Here is a 14,268-nt window from a genome sequence, read left to right as displayed (position 1 = left end):
CTGCCGCCCGATCTGTTCACCTTCCTGGCGACCTTCCTGGCGACCTTGTGCCAGTCCCTTCTCCATGCCAATCCGTTCGACGCTGCTGATATATGGCATTTGTTGCGCCTCCTCGTATTCCTTTACTTCCTGCCAAAACGCCTGTTCCAATTCTGCGGAAAGTGCCATCACCCAGTCAATGAACAAAAACAAGTTGAGGATGTCCTGACGATCGTAGCCCTGTTCATACAGCCGCCGGATCAGGTTAAATTTCCAAGTCTTGCGATCGCTCGGTTTCCGACGGGTTGCCTGTGCCCGCAAATGGGCCATCACTACCGTCGCAAACGGGTTGTCACTCGCTTCTAACTCTGCCCACCGCTGCTTGTAGTCTAGCAACTTCACACTGAGAAATTGGAACCTGATCTGACAGCCCAGCGTAGTTTGTTCATAGGTCGTCGGTCGCCAAGTGGGGCTGGAGTCACAGAGAATCGCAAGGCTGACCACAGGGCGATCGTAGCGATCATTGATCCGGTAATTATATTGATACATCCGCTGCGCAAATTGGGTGTCTTTGCGACCTTGGACCTCAACATGAATGAGAATCCACAGTTCCTGGTCATTTTTCAGCCACACCTTGACCAACTTGTCCGCAAATCGACGACCCAACGAGGCATCGCGTACTACCTGTTGTAGTTCCGTATCCAGAAACGCATAGGGACGACTCCAGTCGATCGCGCTGTACAAATCGGGGAAAAAGAACTGGAGACATTCGGGGAAATAGGCTTCCAGAACCAACTTCCAAGGACTGTCGTTGTCGCTGCGTTCGGGCATTGCGCCTAGGCCCCAAAATGGGCAATGAGTTCCTCACGCGATCGCTGCAAAATTAACTGCGTCGCCTCACGGTTAGACAATTGCAATAGGTGCGGGATGAGGTCCAGGAGCGCGCGATCAACCTCCCCAAACTGCGACTCCAACAACGCCATCAACATTTCCTGGCGTCCCCTAACCAAGCCAACCTGTTCACCTTCCTGGCGACCTGCCTGCCGCCCGATCTGTTCACCTTCCTGGCGACCTTTCTCTAAGGCTATGCGTTCAATGCTGCTAATGTAGGGCAGAGGCTTCGCCTCCTCGTATGCTTTTACCATTTCGGCACTTCGATTTATTTGGGATGAGGGCCGTTCAACGGCCCCAACCGATGGGATAACATGGCTTGGGGGCGCAGGCTGGGTATTTTTCGCGGTGCCTATTTGCTGTTCAAGGGCGGCGAGTGCTTGTCCCCGGTGGCTGATCGATCGCTTGAATACAGGAGCCATTTCGGCAAAGGTTAACCCGTACTCCGGCACATAGAAAATCGGATCGTAGCCAAATCCACCGCTCCCACGGGGCGATCGCAGAATTTCCCCCGAACACCGGCCCTCGGTTTGGAGAGCGATCGTGCCATCGGGACGGGCTAGGGCAATAGCGCAGATAAATTGGGCGCGGCGATCGGTCGTATCTCCTAACTCGGTTAAGAGACGTTCAATCCGTTCCGTATCCGTGGCACCGTAACGGGCCGAGTAGATTCCCGGTGCCCCATTGAGGGCATGGACAGCTAGGCCAGAATCGTCGGCGATCGCCCATTGCCCCGTTGCCTGGGCCACAGCGGTCGCCTTAAGACAGGCATTCGCCGCGAAACTATCTCCCGTCTCTTCCACTTCCAGGTCTTCGGGTTTCAACTGTAATTGCCAGTCCCAATCGCCTAGGTGGGCTTCTAGCTCCTTGAGTTTGCCGGGGTTACCGGTTGCGACGACAAGAATGGTCATGGTTCAAGATGCGGCTTTTCACCCAATATTGAGGTACAGTGATCGGTTCGGCTAAGGCGTCCTAGCTAAGGCGTCGTCAAGGCCCATTCCTTGGCCCAAGCCAGGGTTGCCTCAACTTGGGCCGCCGTGGGGGCTTCGCAGTAGAGGCGCAGTAAGGGTTCAGTGCCACTAAAGCGAATAAGCAACCAGTAGCCAGCCCCTAGACGGAACTTATACCCATCGATCGCCTGAAGCGATTGCACAGTTGCTCCGGCCACGACCTGGGGCGGCTGGGTTTGCAACTGCTCTAGGAGATGGGCACGGGCTTCCAAACTGGCGAGGGGCAAATCAATGCGATCGTAGACCGAGCGTAAGCCCGTTTGAGCAACTAATTGGTCATAGAGGGCACTCAAATCTTGCCCAGACTGGGTGCAAGCCTCCAGCAAATAGAGGGCCGACAGCAGGGCATCCCGTTCCGGCACATGGGTCCCGTAGCCAATACCGCCCGACTCTTCCCCCCCCAGCAGCACTGGCTGCTGCTGGGTCGCCCGCTCCAACATGCGATCGGCAATGTATTTATACCCGATCGGGGTTTCGTAGACTGGCAACTGATGCAGTTGGGCTACCTGGGGAATCAGGTCCGAGCCGCTGAGGGTTTTAATCACTTCACCTTGACCGTGCTGGCGGATGACCAGATGCTCAATCAACACGGGGATCAAAATCTGGGGACTCAGAAATTCGCCCTGACCATTGACCGCCGCAATGCGATCGCCGTCGCCATCAAACACAAAACCGATCGCCACCGTGCCAGCCGTCGCCGTCTCTGCGTGCTGGCGAAGTTGACTGAGGAGACTCCCCAGGTAACGGGGCAGGGGTTCCGGAGCACCACCACCAAAGAGGGGATCGCGATCGCCACGCAATTCATGAATGTCAATCCCTAAAATCCGGGCCAAGCCCCCCGCTGCCGCCCCATGCATGACATCGGCAAACACCTGCAACCGTCCCGCCGCGATCGCCTCCCGGATGGCCGCAACATCCACCTTCGTTGCCAGTGCCCGACAGTAGTCCTCCCAGGGATCGAAGGTCGGAAAGGGCTGGGTGGTGGCTTGGGGAGCCAGTTGGAATTGGGGAGCGATCGCCGCTTCCACCTGTTGGGTTACCTCCGGCGGCACCGAACCCCCAAAAGCCCCTTTGATCTTTAACCCAGAGTAGTGGGCCGGATTATGACTGGCGGTAATTACGAGGGCACCGAGGGCACCCCGTTGGTGGGCCGCCCAACTGAAGGCGGGGGTTGGGGCATAGGTATCCGCCAGCAGGGGTTCCAAGCCCTGGGCCGCGATCGCCGCTGCGGTGACTTGGGCAAAGACCTCTGAGAGGAAACGGCGATCGTACCCCACCAGAATCGTGCGGCTCTGGGTTGCGGGTCCGTAGGTTTGGTAAAGAACTTGGGCCGCTGCGCTAGCCGCTTGGGCCAGGCGATCGCAGGTAAAGTCAGCCGCAATCACCCCCCGCCAACCATCCGTACCAAACTGAATTGGACTATGGGGACTGGGGATCGAAACAGGAGTACTCATAGATACCAAGGAAAGTCAAGAATGAGACAGGGATACAGAGGGGAAGGCAACGGGGGGCGGCTGGCTCATCGGGCTAGGAGACTGGCCATTCCAACCCCAGCGGGTAGGCGTACAACCGATCGCGATGGCCCAACTAGCAGATGATATCGCTACACCAAGTCGTTACACTGAAAAGATAAGGGGTGTCACTACGGTTGACATCCACGGGGGTAGTTTCTACCGATAGGGCATTGCAGCCACGAATAAAGTAAGGTGGCCCCTTTGAGCAACGGCTTTTATTAGATTACTGTCTTATGTGGACTAGACATACCCAGGCGTCAGCTTCCCGCGATCAGCCCTTGGCGAGTAGCGAGGACGCAGAGCCAGCAAACCCTGATTCCGAAGTGGTGCCTGCTCCAACGCCTGTGCCCCTCACCGTACCAGCGACCTATCGATCGATGTCGGTACAGCAGTTACAGCAACAGGTTCAGCGGCTGGATCTGCTCAATCGGATCAATGCCACGATCCACCGCAGCCTGGAGTTAGAGACCGTGCTACAAACGATCGTCAGGGAGGTGCGCCAGTTCCTCCAGACCGATCGCGTTGTCATTTACCAGTTTCAGGCGGACTGGCAGGGGATAGTCGTCGTCGAAGATGTGGATACGGGATGGCAGTCAGTGTTAGGGAGCATTGGCCAAGATGATTGCTTTTCTGGGGAATATGCCCACTTATATTTGGAAGGGCGCGTGCGGGCCGTGAATGATGTGGCCAACTCAACCCTGGGGGAGTGCCATATTAATTTCCTGAAACGGCTACAGGTGCAGGCAAACCTAATTGTGCCGATTTTGATTGGCGAGACCACGGCTACCCACCCCCACGATCGCCTGTGGGGCCTCCTGATTGCCCACGAATGCCGCAGCCCCCGCTCCTGGCTGTCCTGGGAGACAGAATTCCTACAACAGTTGGCAGCCCAAGCCGCGATCGCCATCCAACAGGCCGAACTATACACCCAGGTCCAACAGGCAGCCGTCCAGGCCCAACAACAGGCTGAACAATTACAAGCCACCCTCGAGGAACTGAAGGCCACCCAGGCCCAGTTAATCCAAAGCGAAAAGTTGTCAAGTTTGGGGCAAATGGTGGCGGGCATCGCCCATGAGATTAATAACGCCAATACCTTTATCCATGCCAATCTTCCCTATGCCAGCCGCTATTTTGAGATCTTCAATCGCCTGATTGAGCGCTACGAAATGGCGGGGCTGACCCTACTCCCAGCGGAACGTCATCAACTCGTACAGGCGATCGCCCACATCCTGGATTTGCCGGAAGTGGAAACGGCTTCGCCGTCGGAACTGGCCGACTTAGTGGCGGCTGAGTTGGACTATATCCGGCAGGACAGCGCCGAGTTAATGCGATCGATGGAAGAGGGCAGTCGTCGGATTCGGGAAATTGTGTTGTCCCTACGCAACTTTTCCCGTCTGGATGAGGCTGGCTATAAAGCCGTTGATCTCCACCCAGGGCTTGAAAGTACCCTACTGATTCTCCAACATCGGCTCCAGAGCGGGATTCAACTCATTAAACAGTATGAACCTCTCCCGGCGGTGGCTTGCCATGCCGGACAGATTAACCAGGTATTTCTCAATCTTCTAAATAATGCGATCGATGCGGTGACCCTCGCCCCTGCGTCTGCCCCCCCTTCACCCGCGATCATTACGATTCGTACCTGGCAACCTGACCCCGCTTGGGTCGCGATCGCGATCGCTGATACCGGACCCGGCATTCCCCTGGCTGTCCAAGCCCGAATGTTTGATCCTTTTTTTACCACCAAAGACGTGGGACAGGGACGGGGGTTGGGATTAGCGATCGCCCGCCAGATTGTCACCGAAGGGCATGGCGGCGAGTTGCGCTGTATTAGTGAACCGGGGCAAGGCGCTGAATTTCAGGTGTGGTTACCCGTGCATCCCCATCCCCCCAGTAGTACTTGATCGCTCGAAGTGTAGAGCCGATCAAAAAGGGGTGGACACAACTGCCCACCCTGCTGAGACTTACCCTAAGCTAAGCCTCTAGAGCCAATCAGGGAATCCAAGCTTGGCTATTTCACCTGGGCCACATCCATGACCGTATCCATCAAACCGCCGTCCGGTGACTCCACCTTGGCAATATCCAGAATGGTCTTGAGGACGGAATCCGGGTTCAGACTCATGGAATCAATGCCTTCCTCCACCAGGAAGCGGGCAAATTCGGGATAGTCGCTCGGTGCTTGGCCGCAGATGCCAATCTTGCGGTTGTACTTCTTAGCAGCCTTGAGGGCAATTTGGACCATGCGCTTGACAGCAATATTGCGCTCATCAAACAGGTGGGCGACCAAGGCTGAGTCGCGATCGAGGCCCAAAGTCAACTGGGTCAGGTCATTCGAGCCGATCGAGAAGCCATCAAAGACTTCGGCAAACTCATCGGCGTTAATGACGTTGCTGGGCAGTTCGCACATCACATAGACTTGCAGGCTGTTTTCGCCACGCCGCAGCCCATGCTTGGCCATTTCCGTCAGCACCCGCCGACCTTCCTCTGGGGTCCGGCAGAAGGGGATCATCGGGATCACATTGGCCAGCCCCATCTCATCGCGCACCCGCTTCATCGCCTGACATTCCAGCGCAAAGGCATCACGATAGCGCTCATCGTAGTAACGCGAGGCCCCCCGCCAGCCGATCATCGGGTTTTCTTCCTCCGGCTCGAACTCGCGCCCCCCCAGCAGACTGGCATACTCGTTGCTCTTGAAGTCGGACATGCGGACGATCACGGGTTTGGGATAGAAGGCAGCCCCGATCGTGGCAATGCCCTGGGCCAGCTTATCGACAAAGTACTGGGGCTTGTCTTCATAGAGAGCCGTCAGTTCGGCAATCTTAGCTTTGGCATACTGATCCTTGAGTTCGTCAAACTTGACCAAGGCCAGCGGGTGAACCTGAATGTGGTTGGCGATGATGAATTCCAACCGGGCTAAACCCACGCCATCGTTGGGGATCATGGACAGGCTGAAGGCTTCTTCCGGATTGCCCACATTCATCATGATCTTGGTGCGGGTTTCCGGCACGTTGTCGAGGGGCGTTTCTTCCACCTCAAACTTCAGCAGCCCTTCGTAGACCTTCCCTTCGTCCCCTTCGCAACAGGAGATAGTGACATCCTGGCCAGTCTTGACATCGCTGGTCGCGGTGCCGCAACCGACGATCGCCGGAATCCCCATTTCACGGGCAATAATCGCGGCGTGGCAGGTGCGTCCGCCCTGGTCGGTGACGATCGCGCTAGCCTGCTTCATGATCGGTTCCCAATCCGGGTCCGTCCGGGTGGTGATCAGCACTTCACCGGGCTTGAAGACATCAATTTCATTGACGCTCATGATCACGCGGGCCTTACCCTGACCGATCGCTTCCCCAACGCTGCGACCGCTGGTGAGGACATTGGAGTGTTCCAGCAGGTGATAGGCACGCAGCACGCTCTGATTCTTCTGGGATTGCACCGTTTCCGGACGGGCTTGGACGATGAACAATTCGCCCGTAATGCCATCCTTAGCCCATTCAATGTCCATCGGGGTGGGCATCCCGCGCACCGTGGAGTAGTGCTGCTCAATCTGGCACGCCCACTTGGCCAATTGCAGGATTTCATCCTCACTGACCGAATAGCAGTTGCGCTCGGCGGGGGGCACGGAAACATTCTTGGTATGCTTGGTGCCGCCTTCGTCGTAGATCATCTTGATCTCTTTCGTCCCCAAGCGCTTCGACAAGATGGGCCGGAACCCCTCTTGCAACGTTGGCTTGAAGACGAGGAATTCATCCGGGTTGACCGCCCCTTGCACCACGTTTTCACCCAACCCATAGGCGGAGGTGATCAGCACGGCATTGCGGAAACCCGTTTCCGTGTCGATCGAGAAGATCACCCCAGAGGAGGCCAAGTCCGACCGAACCATCTTTTGGACACCCACCGACAGGGCCACTTCAAAGTGGTCGAAGCCCTTGATCGTGCGGTAGGAAATGGCGCGATCGGTAAACAGTGAAGCAAAGCACTTGTGGCAGGATTCCAACACCGCCCGGGCCCCGTGGACGTTCAGGTAGGTTTCCTGTTGACCGGCGAAGCTGGCATCCGGCAAATCTTCTGCCGTGGCACTGGAGCGCACCGCCACGTCCGTGTTCTTGCCGTAGCGATCGCACATGCGGGCATAGGCTTGCACGATCGCATCTTCCAGGGGCTTCGGGAACGGGGTTTGGCGGATCAGTTGACGGGCTTGCTTGCCGTGTTCGCGCAGGTTCTGGACATTTTCCACATCCAGGTCGGCAAAGATCCGACGCAGTTCATCTTGAATCCCGGCTTCTTGAATGAAATAGCGGAATGCGTAGGCGGTGGTGGCGAACCCATCGGGCACACTCACGCCCTTGGGGGTCAATTGCTGAATCATTTCACCCAGTGAGGCATTCTTACCCCCCACCTGGGGAATATCGGCAATACCCACTTCCTGGAACCAAAGGATGAGCGCCGTGTCCTTGGCGGACGGGCTGGTTGTGCTTTCGCGAGAGGGTGTCTGAACCATAACAGTTCTCCAAATTCTATCTGTCTAGTGATCGGTTGATTTGTCTAAGTGTCTAAGCAATTGAGAAAGGATTCACAAGCGGCTCACAGGATCTTCTAATCGTAAAATACCCAAAACAATGGGTTGGCTAACTACACATTTTCAATCCCTGACAATTGACATAATTCTTAGCAGGAATCAGTTCGAAGGAATCAAACATTACAGTGATTAACTTCTTGCACTGCGATACTGACATAATCTTGCCATAGGGGTAAGGCTATAAATATGAAAAATTCCTTATGAACCCTGTTTAGAGTTTATTCACAATTTTGCTAAAGTCATTACCAGGCAAACGTTCCAGGTCATTCAGGTCAAGGATGAAATCTCCTCTTCACCCAATCATTGGGAAAGGTTCCAGTTAATAAAGTATAATATTTACCTAGAGTAAAGTTCGAGTTAGGCTGCCCCCTTGGGATTGCCCAGGACTTCGAGGGCGGTATTCCCGCATATCTACCGGGCTTTTGTGGGATCACCGATCGTCAAAACCAACGATGCTAGCAGTAGCCATGTGCCCATCGCAAGGGAAAGGTAATGAAGGTAACTGCTTGGTTTCCTAGATCCTAAAAATGCAAATTGTTGGATAATCGTTCTCAGATGTTGGGCCTGCTCAGGCATTCGCTCAACGCTAAACTGCCTCAGCTACCGAAACAATGACCAGGCTGCCCGGCTCACGGTAGGAGGGTTGGGGATGGGGAAAGGAGCGGGGGTTAGGTTGGGTCATCTTCACCCGGACGATCGCCGATCTCGTTGGCTAATTCCAGCAGGTTACCATCCGGGTCGCGGCAGTAGATCGAGAGCAACATCCCTGACGCGCCGGGGCGTTTGAGCGGCCCTTCGATGACTCGCACCCCGTAGTGGTGTAGGCGCTGCATCAGCCGGGGTAGGGGAACCGAGGTCACCAGGCAGAGGTTAGCAGAGCCAGGGACGGGCTGTAGGGCGCGTAGACTTTGGGGTTGACCCTGCACGTGCAGGGTGATGCGTTGTGACCCAAAGAGCAACGCAGGGCGATCGGGAGCCAAGGTTACCAAGGTCATGCCCAACACCTGGGTATAAAACGTACAGGTGGCATTTAGGTCACGGACGGTGAGGACAAGATGATCCAACCGCTCAATGTTCACAGGGGACCTCGCTGAAAAGTTGATTTGAATGGTAACCTCGATCCCTGGTAACTTGGCTGTCTACGCTAGGGATTTTTGCCGGGTGGGTGGTCGAATGGCCGCTGCTAGGGGCGGTGGGCAAGCCGGATGACGACTGAAGTCGTTATTACGAACAAAGTCATTGTGCCAGTGGCAGGCAGGCGGCATTGGGTAGGCCGCAGGTAGGCTGCCAACCCCACGAATGCGCGTGAGCCGCGATCGCGCGCGCGGGGCCGGTTAAGCCGAATCGGCTGTCATGCTTAATGGGAGTATCGGTGGGTGTCGGGCTTGCGAGGCCCAATATACTGACCAATATACTGACTAGTGCCGTGCATACTTAATCATGCGACGTGTGTAGATCTCGCTCTAGCCCGCAACGCCTAAAGTTGTGACTAGGAACTTGGCAAAAGGAACCTGGCAAAACGGTATGTTTGCTGCACTAGCCTGGTTGGGGCACCCTGTGTTTGACCCGACCGACAAAATTAAGTTTGGCAGAACACTCGGCGATTCTCCGGTAAAGACACTACGCGAGCGTATCGAATAGAACGGTCGTCATATAGCGATCAGCCCACTCGGCCCCAAAGGCTTTTTCCAGGACCCGTCGGGTTTTATCATTCTGTAACTGTTGGGCGCAGTAGTGGTGTTGACCCGCCAGGATCATTTCCTGCTGAGCCGGGGAGACGGGTTGGGCCGCGATCGCCTGCTGGCAATGGATTGTCAAAAAGGCCGCCACCCGTTGCAGGAAGCGGGCTTCTTCCTCCAGGCTGCTGGGGCGGATGATCACACAAAACTCGGAAAAAATGGTGCCCCAGTCGGGTAAGGTGCGGGTTTGGGCAAATTCGAGGGCGGGCAGGCTGCTGAGGGCGGTTTGGTAACTGGCGGGGAGGGTGTGATCCTCGCTAACGGGGGAAAGATCGGCGATCGCCATACTAATTTGACCGCGACCACCCACCAGATCGGAGCCAAACATCGGTAGGTCATATTCTGGGCGGGGGAACATCACACAGTGCAAAATATCCAGGTTTGCCCCCACCTTGGCCAACTCCAAGTGCAACTTGCGAAACTGGGGCGCTTGATAACACTGATTCGCGATCGTCAATTTCTCACCCTCCATCCGGCCTTCCACATAGCCAAACTCCGGTGGCAGCGGATAAGGGGATAAATCGAGATATTGCCGCCAAGCTGACTCAATGCAATCCGCCAGCCCCTGGATCAAAGGGTGCATTTGGGCACGCAGGGATGGGGGTGAGGTTTTAGGGTTTGGCAGCATTGGACTAGGAAAGGGGGGCGGGGAAGTCATCTTGAAGTCATCTCAGATCAGAATTGGGGATTCGCTATAAAATTTCAGGCAGGGGTGCTGGTATTTTAGTATTCGTCATGTCACGGCTCAAAATACATCACATTGACTACCAGGGCATCAGTAATGGCAGCAACACTTTTGGCCGATCGCTATGAAGTTCTTCGCCAACTTGGCCAACAACCAGGACGCCGAACCCTCCTCGCCCATGATCCCCAAACCCAGCAGCACGTAGTGATTAAGCTGATCGCCTTGGCCCAGCAGCTAGAGGGGGATGCCCTGAAGCTCTTTCGCCGGGAGGCCGAGACCCTGAAGTCCCTCTCTCACCCAGCCATTCCCCAATATATTGACTATTTTGAGCTGAACTCCCGCACTGGACGGGGGTTAGCCTTGGTGCAAACCTATATGCAGGGCAAGTCGCTGGAGGATTTTTTGACCAGTGGACGTACCTTCAGCGAGGGGGAGGTGAAGGCGATCGCCCGTGCCGTTCTGACGATTCTGGTTTACCTCCACAGTCAAGATCCCCCCGTCATCCATCGGGATATTAAACCGGGCAATATTTTGCTGGGAACCTCGGCAGCGGGAGAAACGGGCCAGGTTTATCTGGTTGATTTCGGCTCCGTGAAAAGTTTTAGTGACAACGAAGACACCAATGCCTTTACAGTGGTAGGCACCTATGGCTATATGCCCCCAGAACAATTTAGTGGCCGCGCCATTCCGGCCTCCGATCTCTATAGCTTGGGAGCCACCCTGCTCACGCTCCTGACGGGCACCCATCCCTCCAGCTTGCCCCAGCGGGGAATGCGTATTGATGTGCAGCAAATCCCCAATTTAAGTTTGGAGTTGGGGGAATGGTTAAGCCGTTTAACTGAGCCAAACCTAGCCCGTCGCGTTACCTCGGCCCAGGAGGCCCTGGCGACCCTAGATGTCCCACGTCCGAGTGCGCCTCCGGTCCCCCAGGCGATCGCGCAACCTGCCGATAGTAAAATCCAGTATTTACGCCAGGGGGAAGGGGTGGAGCTTGTCATTCCCTCGTCTCTGGGCAAACTGCGCCTAGAGATTACGGAACAACAAATCTCCTTGAGCAAGCAAATGTTTGGCCTACGCTACAGTCGTCCGAAAACGGCACGGCGGCGGGATATCGAACAGATCGAATACATCAAACCCAGCTATACAGAAAGTCAGAACGCAGCGGTAGAACCAGAAATTATTATCCATGCCAAGAATCAACATTTTGAGCTGCTTGGCACTCAATTATCGGAAGGAGAGTTGGATTGGCTAGCCTATGAATTGTGTGATGTCCTGAAGTTGCCGATTACCCGTCGCCACGCCTAGCGAAACCGGGTAGTGCCGGGGGGCGAAGGGTGAAGGCTTTACCTTGCTTGCCTGACTGTCTAAGACACTCTGTGATCCAAACATCCCCGCGCCTTTAGGCCGGGGAGTTGTCAACAAACGGGTCTTCCTTCCTCCTAGGTCCGCCAGGCCCAATATCCGGCTAATGGCTGTGGTAATACACCCCCCCTGTGGGTAGAAAGGGCGCTAACTCGGAGCGGACCGTCACACCCAAGTGCATGAGCATCGCCTGCAAAACGGGATCAGGGGCTAGCCGTAGATACTGGGACGTAATCTCTAGGGGCACATGGCGATTGCCCAAATGGTAAGCCGCCTGTAGGAGAGCTAGGAGAGAATCGGCGGTCACCGTCAGGACGGGTTCGGGTTTGGCCACTACCTGCACAGCAGGGCCAACATCTTGAGCAGCGGGGGCACGGCTTTCGGGTTGGGACGCCGGTCGTGGATGGTCCGTATTGCTGATGGAACCGGCATTGCCCCTAGGGTCCAACCAGGCATCATCGATCGCTCCTGCGGGTAACAACCAGTCTCCATGCTGTAGGACCGTCCCCCTGGGGAGGCGCAGATAGACCACCCTACCTTCCTCCGTGGTAAAGCGATGGCGGCTGCGGGCGCGATCTTCCGCCGTAAGAGCCAGGGTGAGGGGAGGCACAGCTAGGGAGGGAAGGCTTTCGCCCGCTGCTAGGCGGTGGGTTAGGACTAGCATGAGCCTGCCCCTAGCGGCTGCACTTATTGGGAGCCAATTCGCAGATCTTGCTCAGGACGCGTTGATATAGGGCTGGGTCAGCGGGTGGATTGCCCCGGGTCCGTCGGTAGATATCGTTAAATCGCTGGCGTCCGGCGGGATCAGACCCAAAGAAGGTCGCCACAATCTCGCTGGATCGGTTGCAATAGTTGATCGCCACCGATCGATGTTCACGGGGTAGGGAATCAAAGCTGTTGCTGTCAGAACAAACAATCCCCGTTGCACTGGAGCCAATTTCCCGAATTGCCTGTTGGCGCACGGGTTCGATCGCTAAAAAGGCACGGGCGTAGTTGACAACATCGGCGTCGCTATAGGACTGGGCCTGGGCCGCGGCCTGGAACAGGAGCCGGGGCGTACGACTCGACAGATCAGCCGAAATACCCGATAGGACACCCACGGTCGTCAGGGTTACCAACACCAGGCCACGGGCGAGGTGTGTCCGTAAGGTGGGGTGCAGGGATCGGGGCGATCGCTCCGCTGCGATCCACTGGCCCAGGGGGGGCGAAGGGTGGTCTGTCCCAAGATGCAGGAAGCTACGATCATCAGCATGTGTCATGGTAGCGTTAAGTCAGGCTATAGAGAATAAAGGGTTCACCTGCTTTGAACTATTTTACGGACTGGAAGTTCCAGGTCCGATAAGTTTTTTAGGGATGCTGCTTTAGGGCTGTCGATTTAGGGCTGTCGATTTAGGGCTGCCGCAGCCAGAAAGGGAGGAGCATCACCGCTGGTCGCGGTTGGTTATCTCCCCCGCCGTCGCCCACTGCCCAACACACCTCCCTAAAAGCGTACAAACTGGTCCAGATCGGCAATCTGCGGATCGGGAAACTGGGCCAGAATTCGCCACAGCACGGTATAGCTCCCGTCAGGTCGTTGTCGCACGGGCTGGAATGCCACGAGCAGATCCCGGCTTTGCAAGTCCATCTTCAGGGGGAGAGCACGACGTTCTGTGCGCGGTACAGCCCTGCCAGTACGCACCGGGTCGGGCAGATCAAATTGGAGGGTGCGCAACAGGTAGGTGTGGTTCAACTGCATGGGGACAGCAGTGGTCACCGCTTCGGGCAGATTAAAGGCTTGGCCCTCACCAAACAGGAAGCGACGACGATCAACCTGGAGGGCCTCCAGGGTGGTGGGGGGACGGTAGGCCAGGAAAAAGTGCCGACTTTGGGGGGAGAGGGCCAACTGGCGGTGGCTTAAGTCGGCATTGAGGGCATCCAGGGGCACAGGCCCCACATCGACCAGGAACCCATAGTCCAAATCCTTCTGCACCAGTTGAACGCGATCGTCCTCCAGTTGCAGCGTCAGGCGGGGCACAAAGGCTTCCGTCTCACGGGCAGGCAAGTTCATAAAGCCGTAGCGCTGTGCCTCCTGGGGAGCCAGCCGGGGCAACCAGGACGGGTCCATCTGGGGGGGCGGGTTGGTGGCGGAAATAATCAGGGGCGCAAAGGGGAATTTCTCGGCCACGGTGGGCAGCAGGCGATTGTGCAACACATTCGGGTCCTGGCGGTAGACCGCAGCGGGCAGCACCCGCGCCATCCCCGTATTCGGGGCGCTCAGGAATTGGGCATGGACCTGCTGTTCTTGGGGATAGAAGGCGTAGGCATTGGTGTCGATAATTTGGGCCATCTCCGCCGGATCGGTGAAGCTCACTTGGGGCGGAAACAGGTCCCGGCTGTCGGTCATGAGGGCCGTCAGAATTTGCAGGGACTCGCCAATGTCCGGCGGCACCGTTAAGGCCGGGGGGAAAGGGGGCGTGTAGTCCGCCAGGATCGGCTTGGCCTCGCGGCCCACGATCGGGGGTTTGGGGTCAGGCAGGTC

12 protein-coding genes are annotated in these 14,268 nt (G+C 56.4%); 2 read left to right on the top strand and 10 right to left on the bottom strand.

What is annotated here, in order from left to right; all coding sequences use genetic code 11:
* From ACWIUF_RS12410 to ACWIUF_RS12400, 3 genes are all read right to left on the bottom strand, one after another.
* The coding region (locus tag ACWIUF_RS12410) for a hypothetical protein (RefSeq protein WP_448572716.1) at positions 1-810 on the bottom strand (810 nt) is incomplete at its 3' end.
* Positions 811-815: 5 nt separating this feature from the next.
* The gene (gene rdgB, locus ACWIUF_RS12405) at positions 816-1,781 is read right to left on the bottom strand and encodes an RdgB/HAM1 family non-canonical purine NTP pyrophosphatase (RefSeq protein WP_448572714.1); all 966 of its coding nucleotides are present in this window, start codon (positions 1,779-1,781) and stop codon (positions 816-818) included.
* 65 nt (positions 1,782-1,846) lie between these two features.
* A complete protein-coding gene (locus ACWIUF_RS12400; RefSeq protein ID WP_448572713.1) occupies positions 1,847-3,334 on the bottom strand; it encodes a phosphoglucomutase/phosphomannomutase family protein in 1,488 nt (495 codons plus the stop codon).
* Between the two features lie 293 nt (positions 3,335-3,627).
* Here ACWIUF_RS12400 and ACWIUF_RS12395 point away from each other — a divergent pair, with 293 nt between their 5' ends.
* Complete coding sequence (locus ACWIUF_RS12395) at positions 3,628-5,295, top strand: GAF domain-containing sensor histidine kinase (protein WP_448572711.1); 1,668 nt, start codon at positions 3,628-3,630, stop codon at positions 5,293-5,295.
* A 107-nt stretch (positions 5,296-5,402) separates the two neighbouring features.
* Here ACWIUF_RS12395 and ppsA read toward each other — a convergent pair whose 3' ends face one another.
* The 4 genes from ppsA to ACWIUF_RS12375 form a co-directional block, all read right to left on the bottom strand.
* Positions 5,403-7,886: a phosphoenolpyruvate synthase gene (ppsA, locus tag ACWIUF_RS12390; RefSeq protein ID WP_448572710.1), complete on the bottom strand. Its 2,484-nt coding sequence runs from the start codon at positions 7,884-7,886 to the stop codon at positions 5,403-5,405.
* Positions 7,887-8,632: 746 nt separating this feature from the next.
* Positions 8,633-9,043: a VOC family protein gene (locus ACWIUF_RS12385; protein WP_448572708.1), complete on the bottom strand. Its 411-nt coding sequence runs from the start codon at positions 9,041-9,043 to the stop codon at positions 8,633-8,635.
* Between the two features lie 60 nt (positions 9,044-9,103).
* On the bottom strand, positions 9,104-9,229 hold the full coding sequence (locus ACWIUF_RS12380; RefSeq protein WP_448572707.1) for a hypothetical protein: 126 nt from the start codon (positions 9,227-9,229) through the stop codon (positions 9,104-9,106).
* A 355-nt stretch (positions 9,230-9,584) separates the two neighbouring features.
* On the bottom strand, positions 9,585-10,361 hold the full coding sequence (locus ACWIUF_RS12375) for a phycocyanobilin:ferredoxin oxidoreductase (RefSeq protein WP_448572706.1): 777 nt from the start codon (positions 10,359-10,361) through the stop codon (positions 9,585-9,587).
* 123 nt (positions 10,362-10,484) lie between these two features.
* On the opposite strand from ACWIUF_RS12375, the gene ACWIUF_RS12370 reads away from it, so the two are divergent.
* Positions 10,485-11,693 (top strand): serine/threonine protein kinase, encoded by a 1,209-nt coding sequence (locus tag ACWIUF_RS12370; RefSeq protein WP_448572705.1) that lies wholly within the window; start codon positions 10,485-10,487, stop codon positions 11,691-11,693.
* Positions 11,694-11,853: 160 nt separating this feature from the next.
* On the opposite strand, the gene ACWIUF_RS12365 is transcribed toward ACWIUF_RS12370, so the two are convergent.
* From ACWIUF_RS12365 to ACWIUF_RS12355, 3 genes are all read right to left on the bottom strand, one after another.
* Entirely contained in the window at positions 11,854-12,414 is a 561-nt protein-coding gene (locus ACWIUF_RS12365) for an urease accessory protein UreE (protein ID WP_448572704.1), read from the bottom strand.
* A gap of 10 nt (positions 12,415-12,424) precedes the next feature.
* Complete coding sequence (locus ACWIUF_RS12360; RefSeq protein ID WP_448572702.1) at positions 12,425-13,009, bottom strand: DUF4168 domain-containing protein; 585 nt, start codon at positions 13,007-13,009, stop codon at positions 12,425-12,427.
* 221 nt (positions 13,010-13,230) lie between these two features.
* A partial coding sequence (locus ACWIUF_RS12355) for a hypothetical protein (RefSeq protein ID WP_448572701.1) occupies positions 13,231-14,268 on the bottom strand: 1,038 nt, incomplete at its 5' end.

It is taken from the genome of Trichothermofontia sp., assembly GCF_053493415.1.
Note: the sequence above shows the minus strand (reverse complement) of the source record. Positions and strands in the feature narration are given on the sequence as shown.

Excerpts from the sequence above, each read along its gene's own strand:
- ACWIUF_RS12380 (WP_448572707.1), bottom strand. The coding sequence starts at position 9,229 with ATGCCGCCTGCCTGCCACTGGCACAATGACTTTGTTCGTAATAACGAC.
- ACWIUF_RS12365 (WP_448572704.1), bottom strand. The coding sequence starts at position 12,414 with ATGCTAGTCCTAACCCACCGCCTAGCAGCGGGCGAAAGCCTTCCCTCC.
- ACWIUF_RS12375 (WP_448572706.1), bottom strand. The coding sequence starts at position 10,361 with ATGACTTCCCCGCCCCCCTTTCCTAGTCCAATGCTGCCAAACCCTAAA.
- ACWIUF_RS12370 (WP_448572705.1), top strand. The coding sequence starts at position 10,485 with ATGGCAGCAACACTTTTGGCCGATCGCTATGAAGTTCTTCGCCAACTT.
- ACWIUF_RS12400 (WP_448572713.1), bottom strand. The coding sequence starts at position 3,334 with ATGAGTACTCCTGTTTCGATCCCCAGTCCCCATAGTCCAATTCAGTTT.
- ACWIUF_RS12360 (WP_448572702.1), bottom strand. The coding sequence starts at position 13,009 with ATGACACATGCTGATGATCGTAGCTTCCTGCATCTTGGGACAGACCAC.
- rdgB (WP_448572714.1), bottom strand. The coding sequence starts at position 1,781 with ATGACCATTCTTGTCGTCGCAACCGGTAACCCCGGCAAACTCAAGGAG.
- ppsA (WP_448572710.1), bottom strand. The coding sequence starts at position 7,886 with ATGGTTCAGACACCCTCTCGCGAAAGCACAACCAGCCCGTCCGCCAAG.
- ACWIUF_RS12395 (WP_448572711.1), top strand. The coding sequence starts at position 3,628 with ATGTGGACTAGACATACCCAGGCGTCAGCTTCCCGCGATCAGCCCTTG.